The following is a 20,222-nucleotide window of genomic DNA, read 5'->3' on the forward strand; positions in this document are numbered from 1 at the left end:
TTAATGTTATTCTGAGCCTGAGGTTAACTCGGGTGCAGAATAATTATCTCCCTTTTTTAGTTTTCGAGAAGTCCGACGAGAATTTATGGTTTGCAAAAAGAAAAAGTAACACCACCTCAATACCCAGTAAGAATAGCGGATGAATAAAATTTACGAGTGAAAAAAGCGATTCAGAAAATATGCGTGAAGTATTGACCAGTAAGGCTGCAAGTAAAAGAAATGTAATTTTCATAGCTGTGGGTTTTGGGTTTTAGTATTGTTATCCACAAATGGGATACTAAAAGTTTATCGGATTCAATAAAGCCTTTTATAGTAATTGTTCTTAATCAGAAATACAGCATACTTATCTGTATATGATATTAGAAAGCTAAAACGAAGTATGTGTGAATTAATCAGTTCCATCTGTTTATTCTTTATATTAAAGACAAGACCTTGCGGCGAATAGGGGGAAACTGATTTGGGAAGATATACACCAGTTGATACATTGCTTCATTAAAATCAATGACAATATACCAGTAAGCGTTATTTTAATAAATTAAAATTGTACAACTGGAAGCTACTTATGTATAATCTGTTTAAAAAGGAAAATATAATGTATGCCTTACAGCTATTTTATATTGGGCTCTTTCACTCCCTTTTTACCACTCGTAATTGCGAATGTCCAGTTATCCGAAACCTTATACCCCTTCTTGATATTGGGGGATTTTATCCCACCATATATATCGCTTGCAAGAATACCCACTCCCACCAAAACAAATGAAACATTTTCCGAAAAGCCAGATAACAGGGCTGAGAAAAATAGACCAACTGTACCCATGTGGAAAAAATTAGCTTTAATCAAAATAGTAAGCGCTAAAGGGTTTTTTCTTATGATACTAATTTCGTTTAAGCCAATAATAACACCATTTACCTTGATGGTATTGTAATTTAGAATCCTGAATTTACCTTCGTATTTTTCACCCAGCTTAGTAACTAACTTTATTCTTCGGTGTTCTTTTAAAAGCACTTCTTTACTGAGGGTTTGATTTACAATACTCAATACTTTTTCTTGACAAAAACTATTTTGGCAGATTGAAACAAAGAGTAGCATTAGAACAAGTGTTTTCATTTCGTTTGTTAATTATTAAACTGGCATCCATCTTCTTATCCAACGGAAAGCCTATAGCTAAAGCTTGTTATTCTTGGATTCCGGCAAACCAAATTTCATACTTCTTTCCTAAAATAGGTGCCGGCCTTTCTTTGCCATTTAGTGCATTCATAAGTGACATTACCCACATATATAGCAATACAAAAATGCCGAGTATATTTATTATCCATCCTAAAATTGGTACCATACCAATAATTCCCAATGACAATCCTGTAAGACAAAGCCCTACTGACTGCCGAATATGGTAACTGGCAAATTCTTGTTTTTTATCGTTATTCATTACAAAAGCTACCACCAAACCAATAATGGTTATATAAGATAGTATTGCCATTGTCTTGTCATTTTCACTTGTTGCAGCAGTGGTTTGAGCTGCATCTAAGTTTGTATCTGTATTTTCCATTAGTATTTTGTTTTAACTGGTTAAAATTCGATTTTTATTCGGCCATATCGGTCAATTGCTCTAACTCAAGGTTATCCACCATATCCCAGGTTTCATCGGGAAGCATATCATTTGCATTTACGGTCACTAGAAAACGCTCTGCAAAAGCAAAAATTAACTGCGTATCATTGCTTTTCTTCTTATAAGTCTGTTGAGCCCTTATATCATTTACCTCAACGGTTTGCTGATGTTGGTATTCATCTTCAGTCTCCATTTCAAAATTACCCAACAGTCCATAACCACTGGCCATCATACTGCCAGTTGGCCCAGCGCCATCAATTATCATTATGGTCAGCTTCTTTTTACTATCGAGCATTTTAAACGTTCCTTCTACAGAATTTACTTGATACATGCCCGCTTGTCCTACTTTGAATCCGGTTCTTTCTAAATCTCCTAAATTAGGAGGTAACCAGTCTTTTAGTTGCTCATTGGTTAGCGGAGTAGCATCTTTAAGTTTTTCTATCCTACCCTCTACCTTTCTAGCTTCTTTTACAAAAGCGCTGACGTTTGATACCCCTTCCGTAGCTTTTGATAATTTTTCTTTGACCTCGCCCACGCAAGACTCAAAAACCATCAACACTGCTACAAGAACAATATACTTGCCTATATTTTTCATCTTTGAAAATTTTACGGTTTCTATAAATTGTTACAATCTTCTTGATCAATATCTGCTTTGGCTTCTTTTATCTCTTGGTCAATTTCTGCTCTACTAGCAGTAGGTATACAATCATAAATATCATCTAGGGCATCTAAGTAATTCTTGGCTGCACTCTTATAGTTCGTACAGCTTTCTACTGTTGGATTATCACTATATTCCTGTATGGCCGCTGTCCATGCAGTTAATTCATCTGTATACCCTTCTGCCCAATTTCCTCCAAAGCAGTTACCTGCAGGATTTAATGGATTGTCTTTACTACAGCTGTAGGTTAACATAACAGCCACACCGCAAACAGCTAAAAGAATTTGTCTCTTGAAATTTTTCATGATTCTAATTTTAATTTGTTAATCAATTATATTTTGTAGTGTTCTCTACGGGAAAATCCCTGATTCAACACTTTCTACAATAATTAATGTCCCAAACTAAAAAAGGTTAACATGCTGGTTGATTTTTCTAAAGATTAAAATTTTAGGAGTGGTAAAATTTCCTAAACCATAGCGCATAAAAAAAGCCAGAAAAATAATTTTCTGGCTTAGACAAACTTTAATACTGTATGATACCACCAAACCGTACGGTCCTTCTAATGTATCAAAATCGATTGGTACCAGAAAGGGTGCTGATTCAGGTAGTTCCCCCGAAACCTATAATCGGCAATCATCTCTTCAACAAGTTGAATAGATGACCCAAAATGGTGTCATTAGGCGGACTAAACACGTTCTATTTCATAACATGTTACCTAGAACCGTACCTTTTTGGATTGGCAGTTTCATAAAATTGTAAGATAGTTCCCCATATGTAGTTTTTTCTTATTGTTGGTTTGGTATTTTTATATGTATCTAAACTTGTACTATATTCAATATTGGTGATTACCAATTTGGGGGGTTGTAAAAATAAGCATTTTCTTAACACGGACTACCATAGACCACTATAAATATTGATTCTAACGTGATCATTCGTAGATCGTTATAAACATCACAAGTCTACACTAAAGTAACGATTAAACAGTTCCTCTATTGTAAGGTTAAACTTTCTTTTCTTTGAGCTTCAAACTTTCTACTAACGTATGCCATTCTGCCTTCTGTATTTTTAAAAGACAAATCTATACGCCCCCTTATCCATTGTTGATTGATTTCTTTAATATTTACAGAGCCTTTATATGTAAAATAGGGTTTCTCATCAAGATTGGTGATATTAATAAAACCGAATACGCCATTAAACTCGCTCAATAGACTATTTGAACTCTCCGCAACTTCATGTCTACCTATTACCGTATTTAAATCTTTTGTAGGTTTAGAAATTACCATGCCAAAAAGTTGCTTATTTTCCGTAACGTCAAAATCTGGTTTTAACTCAATACTTGTAAATGAGATACCGCTACTAGATACCATCGTACGTGATTCAAAAACTAAAGAGCGTTCTAAAATATTAGTTATACTATCTGCTATTCCCAAATTGTTTGATACATAAGTGTCCTCCAAAAGAAAAGAAGGTGACAACTTATGGTCTACTCCAGAATTCGAAAAAGAGAAAACCGAGAACACCAACCAAAACCCAGCTTTGGTTGCGTTACTGAAAAATTGAAATAGTAAACTATACATAGCTACTAGTTTTTATATTTCTTAATTGACTCTTGTTAGCTTAATTACCTATTTTCTGCAACCTGCTCCCCAACAACTAAATCATTATTCAATTCTTTAATCTCACTTGTATCGGTCAAAGCTGCCGCTACTAGAGTAACTACAAGTAATGCGAACATGAACAGACATTTTTTCATTGCTATTGTTATTTAGTTTTACCTTATTAGAATCCGTTATAAAAATCCTGGGGAAACATTAATAACCATCATACATTCATGAGGCTAATGTAATATTGAACATCCCGTGATTATCGTGGTTATGTATAAATGGTCTACTTTTCTGTATAAATGGCAACTACCTTGTTTTACAAGGCTTCACATGGGTTAAAAATGCTTATTTCAACGCAAATATCTTTTTAGAAAGTCTGATGTAAAGCCTTCAGAACCGTTTTTACCAATTTTTATACCAAACACACTTTAATTATATCCATCGATACATCTTTATAATCATAAAACATGCCATACCATTAATTTTGTTTACTTTACCTTAAAGTATTGTTCTATGATAGAAGCCGTAATCGTTGATGATGAAATCAAAGCCTTGCAAAGCCTTTCTTGGGAATTGACCAATTTTAGCGATGAAATAAAAGTGGAGGCTTCCTTTACCGACCCCTTTGAGGCATTGACCTATCTAGAAAAAAATACGCCAGATTGCCTTTTTCTGGATATTGAAATGCCAACGATGGATGGTTTTCAGTTTATTCAAAAATTGACAAATAAAAATTTTCCTGTAGTAATCACAACCGCTTATAATCAATATGCTATAAAAGCCTTAAAGAACGAGGCTATAGATTATCTTCTAAAACCTATTGATACGGATGACCTTAGAGAAACTATCGTAAAAATCAGGAAACATAATGCCAAAAATTTTACGGCAGAGCGATTGGAAAGGTTATTATTAAATTTCAACTCCAACGCAAAGCACAAAAAAATAACTTTTAATACAGATGGGAAGTTAGTTTTTCTAGATAGCGATGAAATTTTATATGCCGAGTCTGATGGAAATTATAGTACCATTTTTTTAGCCGATGGCCACAAGATTGTACTTACCAAAAAACTCAAAGAGGTAAATGAGCTCTTACCAGCAGATTCTTTTTTTAGAATTCACAATTCATATATTATCAACCTTACTAAAATAAAAGAGTTTTTGAAAACCGATGGATATGTTATCTTGGAATCCAATCATAAGATTCCCGTTTCCAGACAGAAAAAATCAGATTTTTTGGATATGCTCTAACCTAATTAATGAGTCCGAATCTCAAAAATAAAAAGTCCTACATCTTCAGACACCTAATCCTTTTGGGCAAATTGTTTATACTTTTATTTAGCTTTTTTTATCCAGCTAAAGTTAATGCCCAAACCATACCCGCATCTTTTAAAAAAACGGTTGACAGCCTTATAACTTTAGCTCCAACCAACTATTTAGATATCCACTCAGTGATGCGAAAATATAAGACGGACACCCTTCTTATGCGTTATTTCTCTGCGGCTTCGCTAAACAAAGAATACACTTCAGGTCAAATTTATTCTTATAACGAACTAGGCAGGGCTTACCGAAATAAATCTCAGTACGTACAAGCGGTTGAATTGCATAAAAAAGCCTTGCAAATTGCCAGTAAAACCAACCATATTGAGTTTAAAGTGGCTAGCTTAAATGATCTAGGCGTCGTTTACCGTAGAATATCTTCCATACGAAAAGCAATGGATTATAACCAACAGGCAATAGAGCTTGCTGAGACCGTTAAAAAGGAGAATCGGTCCAAGAATCTACAAAAAAGTATTAACGTATCTCTAAATTCCATTGGTAACCTATATAGTAGGCTTAACCAATATAATCAGGCTATAGATTATTTTAAACGGTCCTTGGTTTTGGAAACCGAACTTGGCAATACCTTGGGCATGGCAATTAATTATGGAAATATAGGAAAATGCCAAGAATCCTTAGGTGAATTAGACGAGGCATTAGAAAATTACCGAACGTCGTTAGCCTATAATGAGCAAATTAATGACGATACAGGCCTGGTTATTTGCAAAACAAACATAGCAAGCGTGTACCTAAAGAAAGGCCGTATAAACGAGGCCGAGAAACTTTTGTTACCAACACTGCCTACTGCTAAAAGAATAGGTGACGGCTTTCTTGTATCTCCTATATATATCAATCTCGGCTGGGGAAAGATGGTAAATGGAGACTATGCAGATGCCAAAAAGAATATTTTAGAAGGACTCCGTGTGGCTGAAAAATTTAATATTAGAAACGAAGCCGCTCGGGCAAGTAACTTATTGACAGACCTATACCAGGAAACTGGTGATTATAAAAAAGCACTTGAATACAATATAAAAGCAACAGAACTTGAAAAAGAAATCGTAAATGAAAATACCGTTCGCTACGTAAACGATATTACCTATAGGTATGATTCTGAGAAGAAAAATAGCGAAATTCAGATTTTGGCCAAAGAGAAGGAGGCGGTTCAAACGAAACTCCGTAATAGTTACACAACGCTTCTCATTGGCAGTATTGCCCTAGCATTGTTAGCGGGTATTTTTTACATCCTCTATAGACAATATCAGCTTAAAAATGAAAAAAAGGTATTGACTTTGGAACAAAGCATGCTACGTAGCCAAATGAATCCTCATTTTTTATTCAACTCACTCAATTCCATAAAGTTATATATCATAAATAACGAACAGAAGAATGCTGTTCACTATCTAAACAAATTCTCAAAATTGGTGCGGAAGATTCTAGAATCCTCATCGATGCGAGAAATTCCCTTGGCCGAAGAGTTAGAGACTGTAGATCTCTATATGAATATAGAAAACATCCGTTTTTCGAACGAGATAGATTTTAAAATTCGTGTGGATAAAAATATAGATACTCACACCGTAAAAATTCCTTCATTAATTTTACAACCATTCCTTGAGAATGCTATCTGGCATGGACTCTCTCCAAAAAAAGGTGAGAAAATCATTGACCTTCATATTTCAAAAGACAAACAAGATTTTATCCACATTGCCATATCAGATAATGGTGTCGGAAGGGTTATGGCCGATAAAATAAAAAGAAACAAAGTCTTAAAACGGAAGTCTGTAGGTATTGATATTACAAAAGAAAGACTTGCCAACTTTTCCAAAGACCTTCAAAATACTTTTGATGTGGAAATTGTGGATTTATATGATGAAAATCAAGAACCTTTGGGAACCAAGGTAATACTTCACATCCCTACTGTTTAGTATGCTCTATGGCTACTTGTTCTAATTCTTTGTACCAAGCTTCACCAAACTTCCGTATCAGTGCTTCCTTTACAAACTTATATATTGGCACTTTAAGTTCATCCCCCAAAGCACAGGCAGGATCACAAATGCTCCATTTATGGTAGTTAACAGCAGTAAGTTCTGTATACTCTCGTATACGAACAGGGTAGAGGTGGCATGAAACAGGTTTCTTCCACTTTACGGCACCTTGGTTATAGGCCTCTTCAATACCGCATTTTGCAGTTCCATTGTCAGAAAAAATAACATAAGCACACTCACTATTGTTTACTAATGGGGTTTCCCATTCCCCATCATCTCCCTTAACGAAAGCTCCTTGCTCCTCAATAGCATCAATACCTTCTTTTCTCAAGAAAGGTTTTACTTTACTATAGATATCTACAATAATCTCAGTTTCCTCTTCTTCTAATGGTGCTCCAGCATTTCCATCTATACAGCATTGGCCTTTGCAAGCCGTAATATTGCAGACAAAATCCTTTTCGATAATTTCTTCTGATACTATGGTATTACCTAATTGAAACATACTGCGGGTTTAGAACCGCAAAGATACTTTTTAAAGAGGATTTTTACCCGTAAATTAATTACATATCTATGCTTTCTATCGGTTTAATTAAATGTAATTTTGCGAAAAATTTTAAGGTATGGACATACAATTCGATTTACGGGAGATTGCGACCGCTACTATGGTACTCTTTGCGGTTATTGATATTTTAGGAAGTATTCCAATAATTATAGGCTTACGGAAAAAAGTAGGGCATATAGAGTCCGAAAAGGCTTCTTTTGTTTCATTGGTTATTATGATTGCCTTTCTTTTTGTTGGTCAAAAAATACTAAAGCTAATTGGTATAGATGTATATTCCTTTGCTGTTGCAGGGTCTTTCATTCTCTTTTTTCTTGCTTTAGAGATGATATTGGGGATTACTCTTTATAAAGAGGATGAGCCAGAAAGTGCCTCTATAGTTCCTATTGCCTTCCCATTAATTGCGGGTGCAGGTACACTAACAGCGTTACTTTCATTAAGAGCTGAATTTCGCGTAGAAAATATTATTGTTGCCATCACCTTAAACACTATTTTTGTATATCTAGTTCTAAAATCCTCAAGAAGGATAGAGAAAGTACTAGGTAAAAATGGACTTAACGTTATAAGAAAGGTTTTTGGGGTTATTCTATTGGCCATTGCAGTAAAACTATTCGCAGCGAACGCTAACGAGTTATTCTAGTAGAATCAACAGGCTATATACTCCATTTTTCAAACCTGTAAAAAACATTAAAATGAATAAGACACTAACTATTATCATAGTCATAGCAGCCATTGCACTTATAGCTTATAATGTAACGATGATTGATTTTGAGAACCCTTTTAATGGAGATAGCACTATTGCCTTAATTGGTATTGTAGCTTCACTTTGTGCTATAATGCTCATTTTAATTTTTAGAACAAGTAAAAAAATACAGAAAAAAGTAGAGCAACGTAGTTAGTTGTTGCTTTCTATAGCTTCAGCTTCTTCTTGCTCCAAAACTGGGTTGTCTAACTTTAGCACCTCCTGTAACATTTTATCTTCGGCGCTTTTTATTTGGGCATGTACATTGGCTCCAAACAACTGTTCTGACAGTGCAGCTTTTAGATAAAGCTTAATACTATTCTCATATTCATAGAAATTCATTCTTAGATTTCTTTGAACCGAATATTCCACAAATTTTTCAAAAAGAATATCGTCTACTTTAAAATCTGTAATGAACTCTTTCTTTGTGTACGAATTGTAACGTTTTCTATCATCATCTAAATGTTCAAAAATAAAGTAGGAAAGCCATCCAAAACTATCCATGCTTTCCACAGCTTCTTCCTCGTTTGAACCTATTGGAACAAACACATCTGGGATAATTCCGCCTCCACCGTAAACTACTTTACCTTTAGGTGTTGTGAATTTCAAGGAATCGGCCACTTTTATACTATCTACAGTAACTAATTCCCCACTATGATATCTATCCGTGAACGTTTTGTAGTAATCTTCATTTCCGTTTTCATATGACTTCTGAATACTTCTACCTGTAGGTGTATAATACCTAGAAACTGTAAGCCGTATTGCAGAACCATCTCCTAATTCCATCTCGCGTTGCACTAAACCCTTACCAAATGAACGACGACCAACTATAGTACCAATGTCATTATCTTGTAAAGCACCTGCTATTATTTCACTTGCAGATGCAGACCTTTCATTGATTAATACATAAATAGGTTTATCCTCAAACTTCCCTTTTGAGGTAGCATATATTTTATTGATGTTTCCTTTTTTGTTTTTGGTAAACAAAATAAGTTTACCATCTTTAAGGAACTCATCTGCCATTTGCTCGGCAACACCTAAATAACCTCCGGGATTATCTCTTAAGTCTAAAGTTAACTTCGTGGCACCTTGCTTGGTCAATTCTGATAATGCCGATTTGAATTCCTTGTATGTAGATTCTGCAAAACGATTCACCTTAATATAGGCCATATCATCCGTTAACATATAGTATGCCTCTACGCTTTTAATAGGTACAATATCTCTTTTTACACTGACCGTGAATGTTTTATTTTCTGATTTTCTAAAGACTTTCAATTTTACAGCACTACCTTTTTCTCCTTTCAGCTTGCCAACAATATCTTGACTAGCTAGGTCTTTGCCATATAAAGTGTCTTTATTGGCCATCAGAATACGGTCTCCTGCTTTTATTCCTTTTAAATAGCTAGGGCCATTAGGAACTGTTCTAATTACTGAAATAGTGTCTTTATACGGGTAAAAGTTAATACCAATCCCTACAAAATCACCCTTCATGTTTTCCGAAACCCGGTCCATTTCGTTTTTAGGAATATAAACGGAATGTGGGTCTAATTTCTCAAGAATCTGATTAACGGTTACATCTACAATGCTATCCGTATCAATATCATCTACATACTCATAATCTATATAATCTATGAGTCTATTGAGTTTGTCTTTTTTAGAGTTGGTAGTAAAGAGTTTTTCAGGGGAGTCTGCAAAATGCAGTTTCCCTCCAACAAAAATACCTAGCGCAAGTGCTGCAGCTATTACAGTAGGCCATATGTAGTTTTGTTGTTTTTTCATAATTATTTTTACTCGTCTACCGTAGATTCAATTTCCGGTAAATGCACTAATTCTATATCGGCACGTTCTAGAAACTGTAATCCAGAATCGTCCTTGTAAGCTCTTTTATATACTACTCGTTTTATACCTGACTGATGTATTAATTTACTGCATTCCCTACATGGAGAAAGCGTAATATAAAGTGTTGCTCCCTCACATGACTGGGTTGAAGAGGCTACTTTACTTATTGCATTTGCTTCTGCATGCAAAACATACCATTTGGTATACCCCTCATCGTCTTCGCAAATATTTTCAAAACCTGTTGGTGTACCATTGTACCCATCAGATATAATCATTCTATCTTTTACAATGATGGCACCAACCTGTTTACGTTGGCAATAGGATAGCTTACCCCACTCATCTGCCATGCGCAGATAGGCCTTATCGTATTTTTCTTGTTTTGACTTTTTCATGTAATGCGAAGATACAACAATAGACATATGTGCTAATTATCTTACCTGCAATACAACTAAGATACCTGCTTTAAAAAAGCCCAACAATAATTAGGGGTTAATTTTAAGTGAAAATAAATTAGTTACTAAAGCGGAAACGTATGAATAAGCATTGGTATTGTTAGAAGTATAATTAAAATTGACGTAATTACGACGAACAGCGCTTTCTTTACTTTCGTAGCTGCAATTAGAGCCCAACTCACCGATAAAACGGACAAAACTATGGCGACTTGCGAAATTTCAATACCTGTAGCAAAACCAAGAAGAGGAACTAATTTATTATCCTCTTCGGCCATTAGCATTCTAAAGTAATTGCTAAAACCGAAACCGTGAATGAGACCAAAAACTAGTGTGGCCAGCACATGACCCTGCATATTTTGAGTAGTTGCCGTTTTACGCATGTATACAAAATTAAAGATAGCCGTCATCATTATAGTTACGGGAATCAAAAATTCAATAAGGCTAACATCTACCGTTACTGCACCATAGGCACTCAAGGCAAGTGATAAGCAGTGTGCAATTGTAAACACAGTAGCTAATACAACTACTTTTTTCCAAGTCTTAAAAGAAAAGGGAATGGCCAATGCCGCTAAAAAAAGAATATGGTCATATGCACTGAAATCCAGCACATGCTCCAAACCCATCTGTATATAGAAAAAGAATTCTTGCATTTTCAAACTTCATTAAGGCGATGAAAGAACCAAAATACTTTCACAAACCTCTTTCAGACTGAATTTCTTCGTACGCCTTTTGCACTTCCTTAAATTTTTCCTCGGCACCCTTCTTAATAGCCTCGTTTTCTGTGTTCACACGGTCTGGGTGATATTTCTTGGCCATAGTACGGTAGGCTTTTTTTACCTCGTCATTACTCGCCGATTTTTCTATCTCCAAAATTTTGTACGCATTGTTCACAGATTTGATGAACATGGCCATAATACTTTCAAAGTCTCTAAGACTCACCCGCAAATAACCTGCAATCTCACGGATTTTTTGAATCTCCGGAGTACTTACAGAACCATCTGCCTGAGCTATACCAAATAAAAAGTGAAGCAACTGTAAACGAACTTCATACCTAGTACGCTGATTTAAAAACGTACAGATACGCTGGGCAGAAATCTCATGCTTTTTATTGATTTCATTAAATGTCCTGAATATGGCATTAGCCTTGTCCTTACCATAAGTGCTAACAAAATATTGCCGCACATAATCCATTTCACGTTGGCTTACCGTACCATCTGCCTTAATTACTATAGAACATAAAGACAGTAAATTCAGCTCAAAATCTGCCGGCGTTACTTTCTGACGCGTCATATCACCAAAAACAGACTGTGCTCCACCCCCACCACTAATCTTAAGACCATCAATAAAGCTACCGATAAGGTATCCCAAAATTGCTCCTGGAAACCTAAAAAAATAATACCCTGCGATGGCCGCGAACCATTTAATCATGCCTTTTCTAAATTTGGGCAAAGATATTAAAAGCGACAAGAACTAAGCTTCTAAAAAAACAGAGAGACAACTAAAAAACAATTGTTGGTAAATACAGCCATCTACAGCAGCAATTTTAGACTTTTCGCTAACGAAAAGTTAAGTCTATCAACTAAACGCGACAAATTAAGTATCTTTGATAACTATCATAAAATATAAAAATATGTATCCCGCAGAATTGGTAAAACCTATGAGACAAGACTTGGCATCAGCTGGGTTTGAAGAATTACATACATCAGAAGCAGTCGAAAATGCAATCAAAAAAGAAGGTACTACCTTAGTTGTAGTAAACTCTGTTTGTGGTTGTGCAGCGGCAAACGCTAGACCTGCGGCAAAATTAAGTTTACACAACGCTAAAAAACCTGACCATATCGTTACGGTTTTTGCCGGTGTTGACATTGAGGCCGTAAATACAGCAAGAAACCTAATGATTCCTTTTCCTCCATCATCGCCAAGTATGGCTCTTTTTAAAGATGGCGAATTGGTTCATATGATTGAGCGTCACCACATTGAAGGTAGACCGGCAGAATTGATTGCTGAAAACCTTGTTGGTGCTTACGAGGAGTTCTGCTAGAAGTGTTTAAACACTTCTCTTTATAAGAGAGTATAAAAGAATACAAAAAACCGCTTCCCTCTGAAGCGGTTTTTTATTTTTGTACCATGCAAAAACTATTGGCATACCCACTTACTTTCATTTACATAATTTTCTTTGGATTATGTCTATTGATATATCACCCTATTCAATGGGTTTGTTTTAATATTTTTGGGTATGATGCCCATAGGATGAGCGTAGCCCTCCTTAATCTTTCCCTTATGCGGTGCACGCATATATTGGGAACTACCTATGAGTTTAATAACCCGTATGACATTCCAACAGATAGGCCATTAATCATCGTACCCAATCACCAGAGCATGCATGACATACCCCCTATTGTTTGGTTCATGCGTAAACACCAGCCAAAATTTGTTAGTAAAAAAGAACTTGGTAAAGGCATACCCAGCGTTTCGTATAACCTACGTCACGGAGGTTCTGTTCTTATTGACAGAAACGATAGCAGACAGGCCCTATCCGAAATTGCAAAACTTGGGCGGTATATAGAAAAGCATAAAAGAAGTGCAGTAATATTCCCTGAAGGAACCCGAAGCCGCACCGGCCATCCAAAACCGTTCAAGGCCACAGGACTTAAGCTTCTTATGAAAAATGCACCTTCCGCCTTGGTAGTTCCCATAAGTATCAATAACTCATGGAAAATGCTCAAATACGGGAAATTCCCAAATGGCATTGGTAACCATATTACCTTTCAAGTACACGAGCCTATTGAAGTTAACTCCAATTTTGATTCTGTTTTAGCTGAGACCGAACAAAAGGTTAACTCAGGTATCACCTCTTTCAAATCAACATAATGACAGACACCGAAATAGTAGAGCAGACCATTGCTTTTGTAAAAGAAACTTTAAAAGGAGCCGAAGGAGGACACGATTGGTTTCATATAGAACGCGTTTTTAAAAATACACTGCTTATCGCCAAAGAAGAAAAAGTAGATATATTAGTAGTTAGTCTTGGTGCGCTATTACATGATATAGCAGATGCAAAATTCAATAATGGCGATGAGACCGTTGGACCCAAACTCGCACAAAATTTTTTGGACGATTTAAAGGTGAACGAAGAGACAATTAACCACGTCATTAAGATTATTGAAAATATCTCCTTTAAAAATTCCCTTGAAAAAACTGAGGAGAAGTTTTCTTCTTTAGAATTAGAAGTCGTTCAAGATGCAGACCGGCTAGATGCTTTAGGCGCCATAGGTATTGCCAGAGCCTTTAATTACGGAGGGTTTAAAAATAGAGAGCTCTATAACCCTGAGATTGCGCCAAATTTAAAAATGAGCAAAGCGGAATATAAAAAATCCAGCGCTCCTACGCTTAATCACTTTTATGAAAAACTGCTTTTACTAAAGGATAAATTGAATACCAAAACTGGCACAAAGTTGGCCGAAGAACGCCACCAATATATGGAAGATTTCCTCAAACAGTTTTACAAAGAATGGGACCCACTAGTGTCAAACACAGGGTTCACACCTTAACCTATTAAAAATCACCTCCGCGACCTCACTTTTTTTTGTACCTTCAAGTTCAGAACCTAAATCCAATTTTTGAAGATGCAAAGAAGAAAATTTATCAAGAATACTGCAGCGGCCTCCGCCGTATTTTCCATCGTACCAAGTTTTGTTATGGGTAAGAACCATGTTGCACCTAGCGATACCCTTTATGTAGGCGCTTTTGGTATTGGCGGTCGTGGATCGGGAGTTATGCAGGGGCTAGACGGAACCGGCAAAGTAAAATTTGTAACACTCTGTGATGTTGATGACAGAAGAGCGGCCGACACTTATAAAAAATATCCGAAGGCAAAAAGATACAAGGATTATAGAAAGGTCTATGATAAGCACCTCAGCGAAATAGATGCGATTATGGTGGCAACACCAGATCATATGCATGCTTCTATTGCACTGCCTTTTATGCGTGAAAAAAAACATGCCTATGTTGAAAAGCCGTTGACGCATAATATCAACGAAGCACGTATGATGACCCAAGTTGCCAAAGAGCATGGCATTGTAACTCAAATGGGGAACCAAGGCGCTTCTAGTGATGGTAGCCGTGAGGCAAAAGAATGGATAGATTCCGGTATTATCGGAAAAGTATATAAAGTAGATTGCTGGACGAACCGTCCGGTCTGGCCACAAGGTGTTCCAGCGCCTACGGAGAAACAACCTATTCCCAAAGGTCTTGATTGGGACCTATGGTTAGGTGTTGCTGCACAACGGGATTACAATGAGGCCTATCTTCCTTTTAAATGGAGAGGTTTCTGGGATTTTGGAACTGGAGCCCTTGGTGACATGGGATGCCATATTATGGAAACTCCTTTTAGCGTACTTAATTTAGGATATCCTACAGAAGCTGAAGCTAGTTGTACTACCAATTGGGTGGGCGATTTTGTGGAAGCTGATTACAGTGAATCATGCCCTGCATCTTCTATCGTACGTTTAAAATTCAATACAGAGCAACATGGTGATATTGCACTAAACTGGTATGACGGTGGACTTATGCCTGATTTACCGGATGAATTGGCAGATGGCGAAACTATTGGTGATGGTGGAGGCGGTTCTGTATTTTATGGAACCAAAGGTATTTTAGTTACAGATACCTACTCACGAAATGCAAGATTGCTACCAAGCCAAAACATGGATATGTTTAAAGCGCCTGCGCCTTATTTAGGTAGAATTGATGGTGATGTAGATGGACACCAGAGAAATTTTGTAGAAGGTTGCTTAAACGGTACTGAGACCTCATCAGACTTTAAAAAATCAGGGCCATTAACAGAAGCTGTATTAATGGGCAACTTGGCCATTAAAGCGTTTCAGTACAAAAAACTGAAAGACGGTAAAAAAATAGGGGACTGGGATCCTTTTGAATACCCTGGAAGAAGAAAAATTCTTTGGGATGGCGCCAATATGAATGTTACCAACTGGGACCTTGCCAACGAATGGGTTAAAGGGAAGTACCGTAAAGGGTGGGAATTGAAATAAAGAAAGGCTGTAAGAAATTGTAGTAATGCCTTCTTCTTAAATTTAACATTAAATGGGCGAAACCAAACTATTAGATTCGATTATACAAAAATTAAATTTACTTTTTTGCAAGAAAATTATTGATGATAACGCTGAAAATGAAGTTATTAACTTAAGATTCTGCTAATAAATAAGCAGTAGATAAACGCTAAAAAATAGAAAGTCAAAATAGAAAACATAAAATGAGCGCAATAGAGAACCTATTAAAAGATAACTCTCTATTGCGCTCAAAATTCCAGTCAAAATTTATTTAAAATGCGTATCCGGCAGAAAGCTGAAACACATTGTTCTGACTCTTTCCTCCTGTATAAGAATCATCATTAATATTGGCAATACCTTTATTGTACCTAAGGCTGAAAAATATGTTTTCGTTCAATTTGTATGACGCACCAATGGCAAAGGCAATGTCTAGAGAATTAAATCGGTCATCATCATCTTCATTGGTTGATAATAAAAAACCTACTAACGGTCCTGCTTCTGCACTTAGACCTTCTAAAATATAATACTTCCCTAAAATCGGTAAATTTATATAGTCCAGTTTTAAATTGTCATCGTTAGTGCCGTAATTCCATCTTGTTCCCTGAGAAGAATACAGCAGTTCTGGTTGTACCGATATTTTTTCGGAAATAGGAAATTCTGCAACTCCTCCTAAATGAAAGCTGACTTTTGTACCTAAACTTCCTAAACTGGAATATGCACTACCTCCAACTGAAGCAATATTAATCCCTCCTTTTACCCCAAAGTTAAAATCTTGAGCATTGATAGCGGTAATAGTTAAAAGTGCGGTTAAAAAGAATACTAGTTTTTTCATAATCTACATGTTTTATTTAACAGTTTCCCTGTTAATGTCATCATATAAAAAAGGTTAACACATCTATCAAAACAATCGTAGTTGCCCATCTTTAAACTGCTCATGCAATTCGTGGTTGAGCGGAGGAAAAGACTTGTTCTTAAAATAAGTGTGCCGCGCCAGACGTACCAAATCATGAATTTGTGTAGCAATCTTACCTTCACCTTTACTGCGAACACCAAAACGACTATCATTTAAAGAGCCTCCGTGGCATTCTTGAATTTGATGCAATACTTTGTCTGCTTTGTCCGGCAAGGTTTTATGAATCCAATCGGTAAAAACTTGGCCTATGGCGCCATTGAGTCTGACTACGGTGAATGCGAATGACTTTGCTCCATTTTCAGAAACCGCTTTCGCTAAATTCATAATCTCATGGCTATTGATTCCCGGGATAATTGGCGCCAACATAGCATTTACAGGAATGTTATTTTCGGATAATATGCGAATAGTTTCCAGTCGCTTTTTAATAGTCGTAGTTCTGGGCTCCAGAATGTGTCTGGTTTCTTCAGATAATGAGGTCACCGAAATATTAACCCCTATCAGTTGGTCTTTGGCCAGTTCCTTTAGAATATCCAAATCACGAAGTACCAAAGCATTTTTTGTTATGATGCCAACGGGGTGTTTGTACTTCAAAAAAATCTTGAGACAATCGCGAGTGATTTCAAACTTTTTCTCGGCTGGTTGATAACAGTCCGTATTACCCGAAAGCACAATGGTACTCGCTTCCCAGCGTTTACTCTTTAATTTAGATTCCAGTAATTTGGCAGAATCCTTCTTAACTAAAATCTTTCGCTCAAAATCTAATCCGGCGCTATAACCCCAAAATTCATGGGTATTACGAGCATAGCAATAAATACAACCATGTTCACAACCTTGGTAGGGATTCATGGAATATAGCATACCAACATCTGGGCTGGTCACTTTATTAACTATAGTCTTTGGAAAAATAGGAATGTACTGGGTTTTGTTCCTATCTGCTTCCTCTCCTTCTATATGACAGAATTCAAGAAAATCGTCTCGCGTTTCATAGACGTTTTGAAGAAATTTATTGTGAACGTTCTGTTGGGCACCACGACCCTTTATGTATGATTCAGGTTTCAATTTAATGGATTTATTCCAAATTTATGGAAATAATCCAATATTAAATAAAGACTTCTGCTATTTAACAGTTACTTCTACCAATTGCTTTTTTGTACCACGTTTGGCATAAAATAAAAGGTGATCAGAAGCCTCATCTATGAACGGTCTAGATACCATTATAGGTAACCTCACATCTTTATCATCAATCAATTTCTTATAGGAAAGGTCGCCTGAGCCATCCACTTTAATAACGAACATGTTAGGGTTTCTGCTAAAACCTTGTTTGAACAAGATTCGCTCCTTGCTCATTTTCTGAGGGTTTTCACCAGAATTGATAAAGAAGTACATGTCTTCTCCTTCGCCATACGCCGTATAAGAAGCGTAAGAAGCATCCCCCTGGGTAACCTCAGCCTTATTGATGTTACGGGCCCACTCCATGGCTCCGGAAGCATTCAGCTTTGCTAACACAATGTCATTGTAATGAAAACGATCTACCTTTTTGGTGGCACCCGTTCCTATGTCTTGTCCGGCTGTTACAAAATACTCTTCGGCACTAAAGAGAATATCATTGTTAGGCGTAATATGAAAACTCTTAAAAATAAGGTTCTTGATTTCAGCATCTACCTCGCGGCCAAATTTGTCCAACATAAACTGATCCGAAAATGGATTGTATTTTTTTGCTTTAATAGCCAATGAATTAGCATCCAAATTAAAATAAACTAAACCATTATATCTGTTATCCTTTCTATCTGCGTAGAAGCCTACTACCTTCATGTCGTTACCAGACAATACCGGTTTTAAGGATTCTGAAAACCTTCCAGCATCTGCAAATTCTTGAGTTTTAAAACCATCTTGGGTAATACGAACCAATTCATATTGAAATCTTCTCTCCTTAACATCAAACCTTCTTTTCTTAAAAAAGGCTTTACCCATTAAGTACAACTCCTTTAAATCTTTTGAAACTTCAATATTTTCAAAAGCATAGTTCTTTTCTTCAATATTGGCGCTAAAATCATAGTCCAACTGAAGTTTTAAATCTGTTCCATATAGGTAGATGTGATATTTTTCTTCTTTCCCTTCCCTGTGATGAACCGTTACTGCAAAAGCAGACCTGTCATCATTAAAATGAGTTGCTGTTGAAAATCCGTTGCCAAATTTTTGATTGTATTTGCTAACTGCAAGCGGATTGATGACTTCTTTAGAAGGAATGGAAAGCAACTTTCTTTCTGTAAAATTGAATTCATCTAACGGACTTTGGTGCACTACATAGTTGTAGGCTTCATCCTTATGATCATAAACCAGTTCTAACAAATAAAGCTGACCATTTTTCACAAAACCGTCTACCATATGTTTCCCGGCATATTTATAATTATAGTCGGCTACCAAATTAAGTTCGGTATCGTATACCTCAATAAAATGACCTTTTGGCCTTAGTGGCATACCGCCATAGTACGTACGTACCAATACGGTCTGTTCTTTAGCGGAACGGTCTATTGCTAGTACTGTAGAGTATTTATACCTATCGGAATAATTTTCTCCAAGCTTATAGTCTACAGGAATGTCCTGTGCATTTGAAAAAGTTAGGGTAGCCAAAAACAGTAATACTGTTAGGCTTCTTCGGGTTCGCATAAGTAGGTTTTAAGCGGATATGTTACTCGCCAGGAAAATTGGCCTTCCGCTTTTCTAAAAAGGCGGAGGTACCTTCCTTAAAATCTTCGGTACCAAAACAAGCACCAAAAGCCTTTATTTCTTCATCATATCCATTACTGTTCTTAAAACCCGCATTTACCGCTTTTATTGCATAACTGAGTGCAACCGGCGAGTTATTCGATATCTTACTTGCCAACTTCTGACAAAACCCAATGAGTTCTTCTTGCGACACGACGTGGTTTATTAAACCATAATCCAAGGCGCGCTCTACATCAATCATCCCTGCAGTCATAATAAGTTCAAAAGCCCTGCCTTTACCCACTAATTGTGGTAAACGCTGCGTACCTCCGTATCCCGGAATAACACCAAGAGAAACTTCTGGAAGTCCCATTCTAGCAGTATGACTTGCAACTCTAAAATGGCATGCCATAGCTAACTCTAATCCGCCACCCAAAGCAAAACCATTGACTGCAGCAATAACAGGCTTAGAAAGATTTTCTACGAAATCAAAAAGAACTTTGTGCCCTTTTGCAGATAATTTACCGCCTTCTTTTACTGAAAAGTCAGAGAATTCAGAAATATCCGCACCGGCTACAAAAGCCTTCTCGCCGCTACCAGTTAAGATAATTACCTTTATGGATTTATCAGCCTCCAGCGCTTTAAACGCATCGTGGAGTTCAAGAATAGTCTCACGATTTAAAGCATTCAGTTTTGTAGGACGGTTAATGGTTACGATGGCAGTAGATTGCTTATCATCTACCAGAACATTATTGAATTTCATATCGCGTTATT

The 20,222-nt window shown here is 36.5% G+C and carries 23 protein-coding genes; 8 read left to right on the forward strand and 15 right to left on the reverse strand.

All coding sequences use genetic code 11. The features are described 5' to 3' along the window. Positions 1 to 607 precede the first annotated feature (607 nt). The 6 genes from IWB64_RS05215 to IWB64_RS20525 form a co-directional block, all read right to left on the reverse strand. Positions 608 to 1,108 (reverse strand): hypothetical protein, encoded by a 501-nt coding sequence (locus IWB64_RS05215; RefSeq protein ID WP_194532999.1) that lies wholly within the window; start codon positions 1,106 to 1,108, stop codon positions 608 to 610. A gap of 67 nt (positions 1,109 to 1,175) precedes the next feature. After that, a complete protein-coding gene (locus IWB64_RS05220) occupies positions 1,176 to 1,547 on the reverse strand; it encodes a DUF4870 domain-containing protein (protein WP_194533000.1) in 372 nt (123 codons plus the stop codon). A gap of 34 nt (positions 1,548 to 1,581) precedes the next feature. After that, a complete protein-coding gene (locus IWB64_RS05225) occupies positions 1,582 to 2,202 on the reverse strand; it encodes a hypothetical protein (protein WP_194533001.1) in 621 nt (206 codons plus the stop codon). A gap of 20 nt (positions 2,203 to 2,222) precedes the next feature. Further along, the gene (locus tag IWB64_RS05230) at positions 2,223 to 2,570 is read right to left on the reverse strand and encodes a hypothetical protein (protein WP_194533002.1); all 348 of its coding nucleotides are present in this window, start codon (positions 2,568 to 2,570) and stop codon (positions 2,223 to 2,225) included. Between the two features lie 684 nt (positions 2,571 to 3,254). After that, positions 3,255 to 3,842: a hypothetical protein gene (locus IWB64_RS05235; protein ID WP_194533003.1), complete on the reverse strand. Its 588-nt coding sequence runs from the start codon at positions 3,840 to 3,842 to the stop codon at positions 3,255 to 3,257. A gap of 44 nt (positions 3,843 to 3,886) precedes the next feature. Continuing rightward, on the reverse strand, positions 3,887 to 4,018 hold the full coding sequence (locus IWB64_RS20525) for a hypothetical protein (protein ID WP_262893338.1): 132 nt from the start codon (positions 4,016 to 4,018) through the stop codon (positions 3,887 to 3,889). Positions 4,019 to 4,382: 364 nt separating this feature from the next. On the opposite strand from IWB64_RS20525, the gene IWB64_RS05240 reads away from it, so the two are divergent. Continuing rightward, complete coding sequence (locus IWB64_RS05240; RefSeq protein WP_194533004.1) at positions 4,383 to 5,117, forward strand: LytR/AlgR family response regulator transcription factor; 735 nt, start codon at positions 4,383 to 4,385, stop codon at positions 5,115 to 5,117. A gap of 203 nt (positions 5,118 to 5,320) precedes the next feature. After that, on the forward strand, positions 5,321 to 7,108 hold the full coding sequence (locus IWB64_RS05245; RefSeq protein WP_226975811.1) for a tetratricopeptide repeat-containing sensor histidine kinase: 1,788 nt from the start codon (positions 5,321 to 5,323) through the stop codon (positions 7,106 to 7,108). Here IWB64_RS05245 and IWB64_RS05250 read toward each other — a convergent pair. Continuing rightward, positions 7,098 to 7,670, reverse strand: a complete 573-nt coding sequence (locus IWB64_RS05250) for a DUF3109 family protein (RefSeq protein WP_194533006.1) — start codon at positions 7,668 to 7,670, stop codon at positions 7,098 to 7,100. The two genes, IWB64_RS05245 and IWB64_RS05250, sit on opposite strands and share 11 nt — an antisense overlap. A gap of 118 nt (positions 7,671 to 7,788) precedes the next feature. Between IWB64_RS05250 and IWB64_RS05255 the strand changes: the two genes are divergently transcribed. Together IWB64_RS05255 and IWB64_RS05260 are read left to right on the forward strand one after the other, a co-directional pair. After that, a complete protein-coding gene (locus IWB64_RS05255; protein ID WP_194533007.1) occupies positions 7,789 to 8,367 on the forward strand; it encodes a MarC family protein in 579 nt (192 codons plus the stop codon). A 52-nt stretch (positions 8,368 to 8,419) separates the two neighbouring features. Next, a complete protein-coding gene (locus IWB64_RS05260; RefSeq protein ID WP_194533008.1) occupies positions 8,420 to 8,626 on the forward strand; it encodes a hypothetical protein in 207 nt (68 codons plus the stop codon). Here IWB64_RS05260 and IWB64_RS05265 read toward each other — a convergent pair. The 4 genes from IWB64_RS05265 to IWB64_RS05280 all read right to left on the reverse strand — a co-directional run bounded on the left by IWB64_RS05265 (position 8,623) and on the right by IWB64_RS05280 (position 12,188). Further along, positions 8,623 to 10,248, reverse strand: coding sequence for a S41 family peptidase (locus IWB64_RS05265; RefSeq protein ID WP_194533009.1), 1,626 nt, complete (start codon positions 10,246 to 10,248; stop codon positions 8,623 to 8,625). The two genes, IWB64_RS05260 and IWB64_RS05265, sit on opposite strands and share 4 nt — an antisense overlap. A gap of 8 nt (positions 10,249 to 10,256) precedes the next feature. Next, positions 10,257 to 10,700, reverse strand: coding sequence for a deoxycytidylate deaminase (locus IWB64_RS05270; RefSeq protein WP_194533010.1), 444 nt, complete (start codon positions 10,698 to 10,700; stop codon positions 10,257 to 10,259). A gap of 125 nt (positions 10,701 to 10,825) precedes the next feature. Beyond that, entirely contained in the window at positions 10,826 to 11,410 is a 585-nt protein-coding gene (locus tag IWB64_RS05275) for a HupE/UreJ family protein (protein ID WP_194533011.1), read from the reverse strand. 40 nt (positions 11,411 to 11,450) lie between these two features. Next, a complete protein-coding gene (locus IWB64_RS05280; protein ID WP_194533012.1) occupies positions 11,451 to 12,188 on the reverse strand; it encodes a TerB family tellurite resistance protein in 738 nt (245 codons plus the stop codon). 202 nt (positions 12,189 to 12,390) lie between these two features. Here IWB64_RS05280 and IWB64_RS05285 point away from each other — a divergent pair, with 202 nt between their 5' ends. The 4 genes from IWB64_RS05285 (at position 12,391) to IWB64_RS05300 (ending at position 15,811) form a co-directional block, all read left to right on the forward strand. Further along, positions 12,391 to 12,801, forward strand: coding sequence for a BrxA/BrxB family bacilliredoxin (locus tag IWB64_RS05285; protein ID WP_038237079.1), 411 nt, complete (start codon positions 12,391 to 12,393; stop codon positions 12,799 to 12,801). 86 nt (positions 12,802 to 12,887) lie between these two features. Further along, positions 12,888 to 13,631 carry a lysophospholipid acyltransferase family protein gene (locus IWB64_RS05290; RefSeq protein ID WP_194533013.1) on the forward strand — a complete coding sequence of 248 codons (744 nt, stop codon included), beginning with the start codon at positions 12,888 to 12,890 and terminating at the stop codon, positions 13,629 to 13,631. Next, on the forward strand, positions 13,631 to 14,311 hold the full coding sequence (locus IWB64_RS05295) for an HD domain-containing protein (RefSeq protein ID WP_194533014.1): 681 nt from the start codon (positions 13,631 to 13,633) through the stop codon (positions 14,309 to 14,311). Before IWB64_RS05290 ends, IWB64_RS05295 begins: the two co-directional genes overlap by 1 nt. Positions 14,312 to 14,386: 75 nt before the next feature. Further along, the gene (locus IWB64_RS05300; RefSeq protein ID WP_194533015.1) at positions 14,387 to 15,811 is read left to right on the forward strand and encodes a Gfo/Idh/MocA family protein; all 1,425 of its coding nucleotides are present in this window, start codon (positions 14,387 to 14,389) and stop codon (positions 15,809 to 15,811) included. A gap of 289 nt (positions 15,812 to 16,100) precedes the next feature. On the opposite strand, the gene IWB64_RS05305 is transcribed toward IWB64_RS05300, so the two are convergent. The 4 genes from IWB64_RS05305 to IWB64_RS05320 all read right to left on the reverse strand — a co-directional run bounded on the left by IWB64_RS05305 (position 16,101) and on the right by IWB64_RS05320 (position 20,211). Continuing rightward, complete coding sequence (locus IWB64_RS05305; RefSeq protein WP_194533016.1) at positions 16,101 to 16,661, reverse strand: porin family protein; 561 nt, start codon at positions 16,659 to 16,661, stop codon at positions 16,101 to 16,103. A 66-nt stretch (positions 16,662 to 16,727) separates the two neighbouring features. Beyond that, positions 16,728 to 17,801, reverse strand: coding sequence for a PA0069 family radical SAM protein (locus IWB64_RS05310; protein WP_194533017.1), 1,074 nt, complete (start codon positions 17,799 to 17,801; stop codon positions 16,728 to 16,730). Between the two features lie 57 nt (positions 17,802 to 17,858). Then, a complete protein-coding gene (locus IWB64_RS05315; protein ID WP_194533018.1) occupies positions 17,859 to 19,409 on the reverse strand; it encodes a hypothetical protein in 1,551 nt (516 codons plus the stop codon). 22 nt (positions 19,410 to 19,431) lie between these two features. Continuing rightward, positions 19,432 to 20,211: an enoyl-CoA hydratase/isomerase family protein gene (locus IWB64_RS05320; protein ID WP_194533019.1), complete on the reverse strand. Its 780-nt coding sequence runs from the start codon at positions 20,209 to 20,211 to the stop codon at positions 19,432 to 19,434. Between the last annotated feature and the right edge of the window lie 11 nt (positions 20,212 to 20,222).

This window comes from Zobellia nedashkovskayae (assembly GCF_015330125.1).
GTDB classification, from domain to species: Bacteria; Bacteroidota; Bacteroidia; order Flavobacteriales; family Flavobacteriaceae; genus Zobellia; species Zobellia nedashkovskayae.

Coding starts and splice junctions, on each gene's coding strand:
- IWB64_RS05265 (WP_194533009.1), bottom strand. CDS start 10,248: ATGAAAAAACAACAAAACTACATATGGCCTACTGTAATAGCTGCAGCA.
- IWB64_RS05320 (WP_194533019.1), bottom strand. CDS start 20,211: ATGAAATTCAATAATGTTCTGGTAGATGATAAGCAATCTACTGCCATC.
- IWB64_RS05260 (WP_194533008.1), top strand. CDS start 8,420: ATGAATAAGACACTAACTATTATCATAGTCATAGCAGCCATTGCACTT.
- IWB64_RS05245 (WP_226975811.1), top strand. CDS start 5,321: ATGCGAAAATATAAGACGGACACCCTTCTTATGCGTTATTTCTCTGCG.
- IWB64_RS05240 (WP_194533004.1), top strand. CDS start 4,383: ATGATAGAAGCCGTAATCGTTGATGATGAAATCAAAGCCTTGCAAAGC.
- IWB64_RS05270 (WP_194533010.1), bottom strand. CDS start 10,700: ATGAAAAAGTCAAAACAAGAAAAATACGATAAGGCCTATCTGCGCATG.
- IWB64_RS05255 (WP_194533007.1), top strand. CDS start 7,789: ATGGACATACAATTCGATTTACGGGAGATTGCGACCGCTACTATGGTA.
- IWB64_RS05295 (WP_194533014.1), top strand. CDS start 13,631: ATGACAGACACCGAAATAGTAGAGCAGACCATTGCTTTTGTAAAAGAA.
- IWB64_RS20525 (WP_262893338.1), bottom strand. CDS start 4,018: ATGAAAAAATGTCTGTTCATGTTCGCATTACTTGTAGTTACTCTAGTA.
- IWB64_RS05300 (WP_194533015.1), top strand. CDS start 14,387: ATGCAAAGAAGAAAATTTATCAAGAATACTGCAGCGGCCTCCGCCGTA.
- IWB64_RS05225 (WP_194533001.1), bottom strand. CDS start 2,202: ATGAAAAATATAGGCAAGTATATTGTTCTTGTAGCAGTGTTGATGGTT.
- IWB64_RS05315 (WP_194533018.1), bottom strand. CDS start 19,409: ATGCGAACCCGAAGAAGCCTAACAGTATTACTGTTTTTGGCTACCCTA.
- IWB64_RS05290 (WP_194533013.1), top strand. CDS start 12,888: ATGCAAAAACTATTGGCATACCCACTTACTTTCATTTACATAATTTTC.
- IWB64_RS05235 (WP_194533003.1), bottom strand. CDS start 3,842: ATGTATAGTTTACTATTTCAATTTTTCAGTAACGCAACCAAAGCTGGG.
- IWB64_RS05230 (WP_194533002.1), bottom strand. CDS start 2,570: ATGAAAAATTTCAAGAGACAAATTCTTTTAGCTGTTTGCGGTGTGGCT.
- IWB64_RS05275 (WP_194533011.1), bottom strand. CDS start 11,410: ATGCAAGAATTCTTTTTCTATATACAGATGGGTTTGGAGCATGTGCTG.
- IWB64_RS05280 (WP_194533012.1), bottom strand. CDS start 12,188: ATGATTAAATGGTTCGCGGCCATCGCAGGGTATTATTTTTTTAGGTTT.
- IWB64_RS05215 (WP_194532999.1), bottom strand. CDS start 1,108: ATGAAAACACTTGTTCTAATGCTACTCTTTGTTTCAATCTGCCAAAAT.
- IWB64_RS05285 (WP_038237079.1), top strand. CDS start 12,391: ATGTATCCCGCAGAATTGGTAAAACCTATGAGACAAGACTTGGCATCA.
- IWB64_RS05220 (WP_194533000.1), bottom strand. CDS start 1,547: ATGGAAAATACAGATACAAACTTAGATGCAGCTCAAACCACTGCTGCA.
- IWB64_RS05305 (WP_194533016.1), bottom strand. CDS start 16,661: ATGAAAAAACTAGTATTCTTTTTAACCGCACTTTTAACTATTACCGCT.
- IWB64_RS05250 (WP_194533006.1), bottom strand. CDS start 7,670: ATGTTTCAATTAGGTAATACCATAGTATCAGAAGAAATTATCGAAAAG.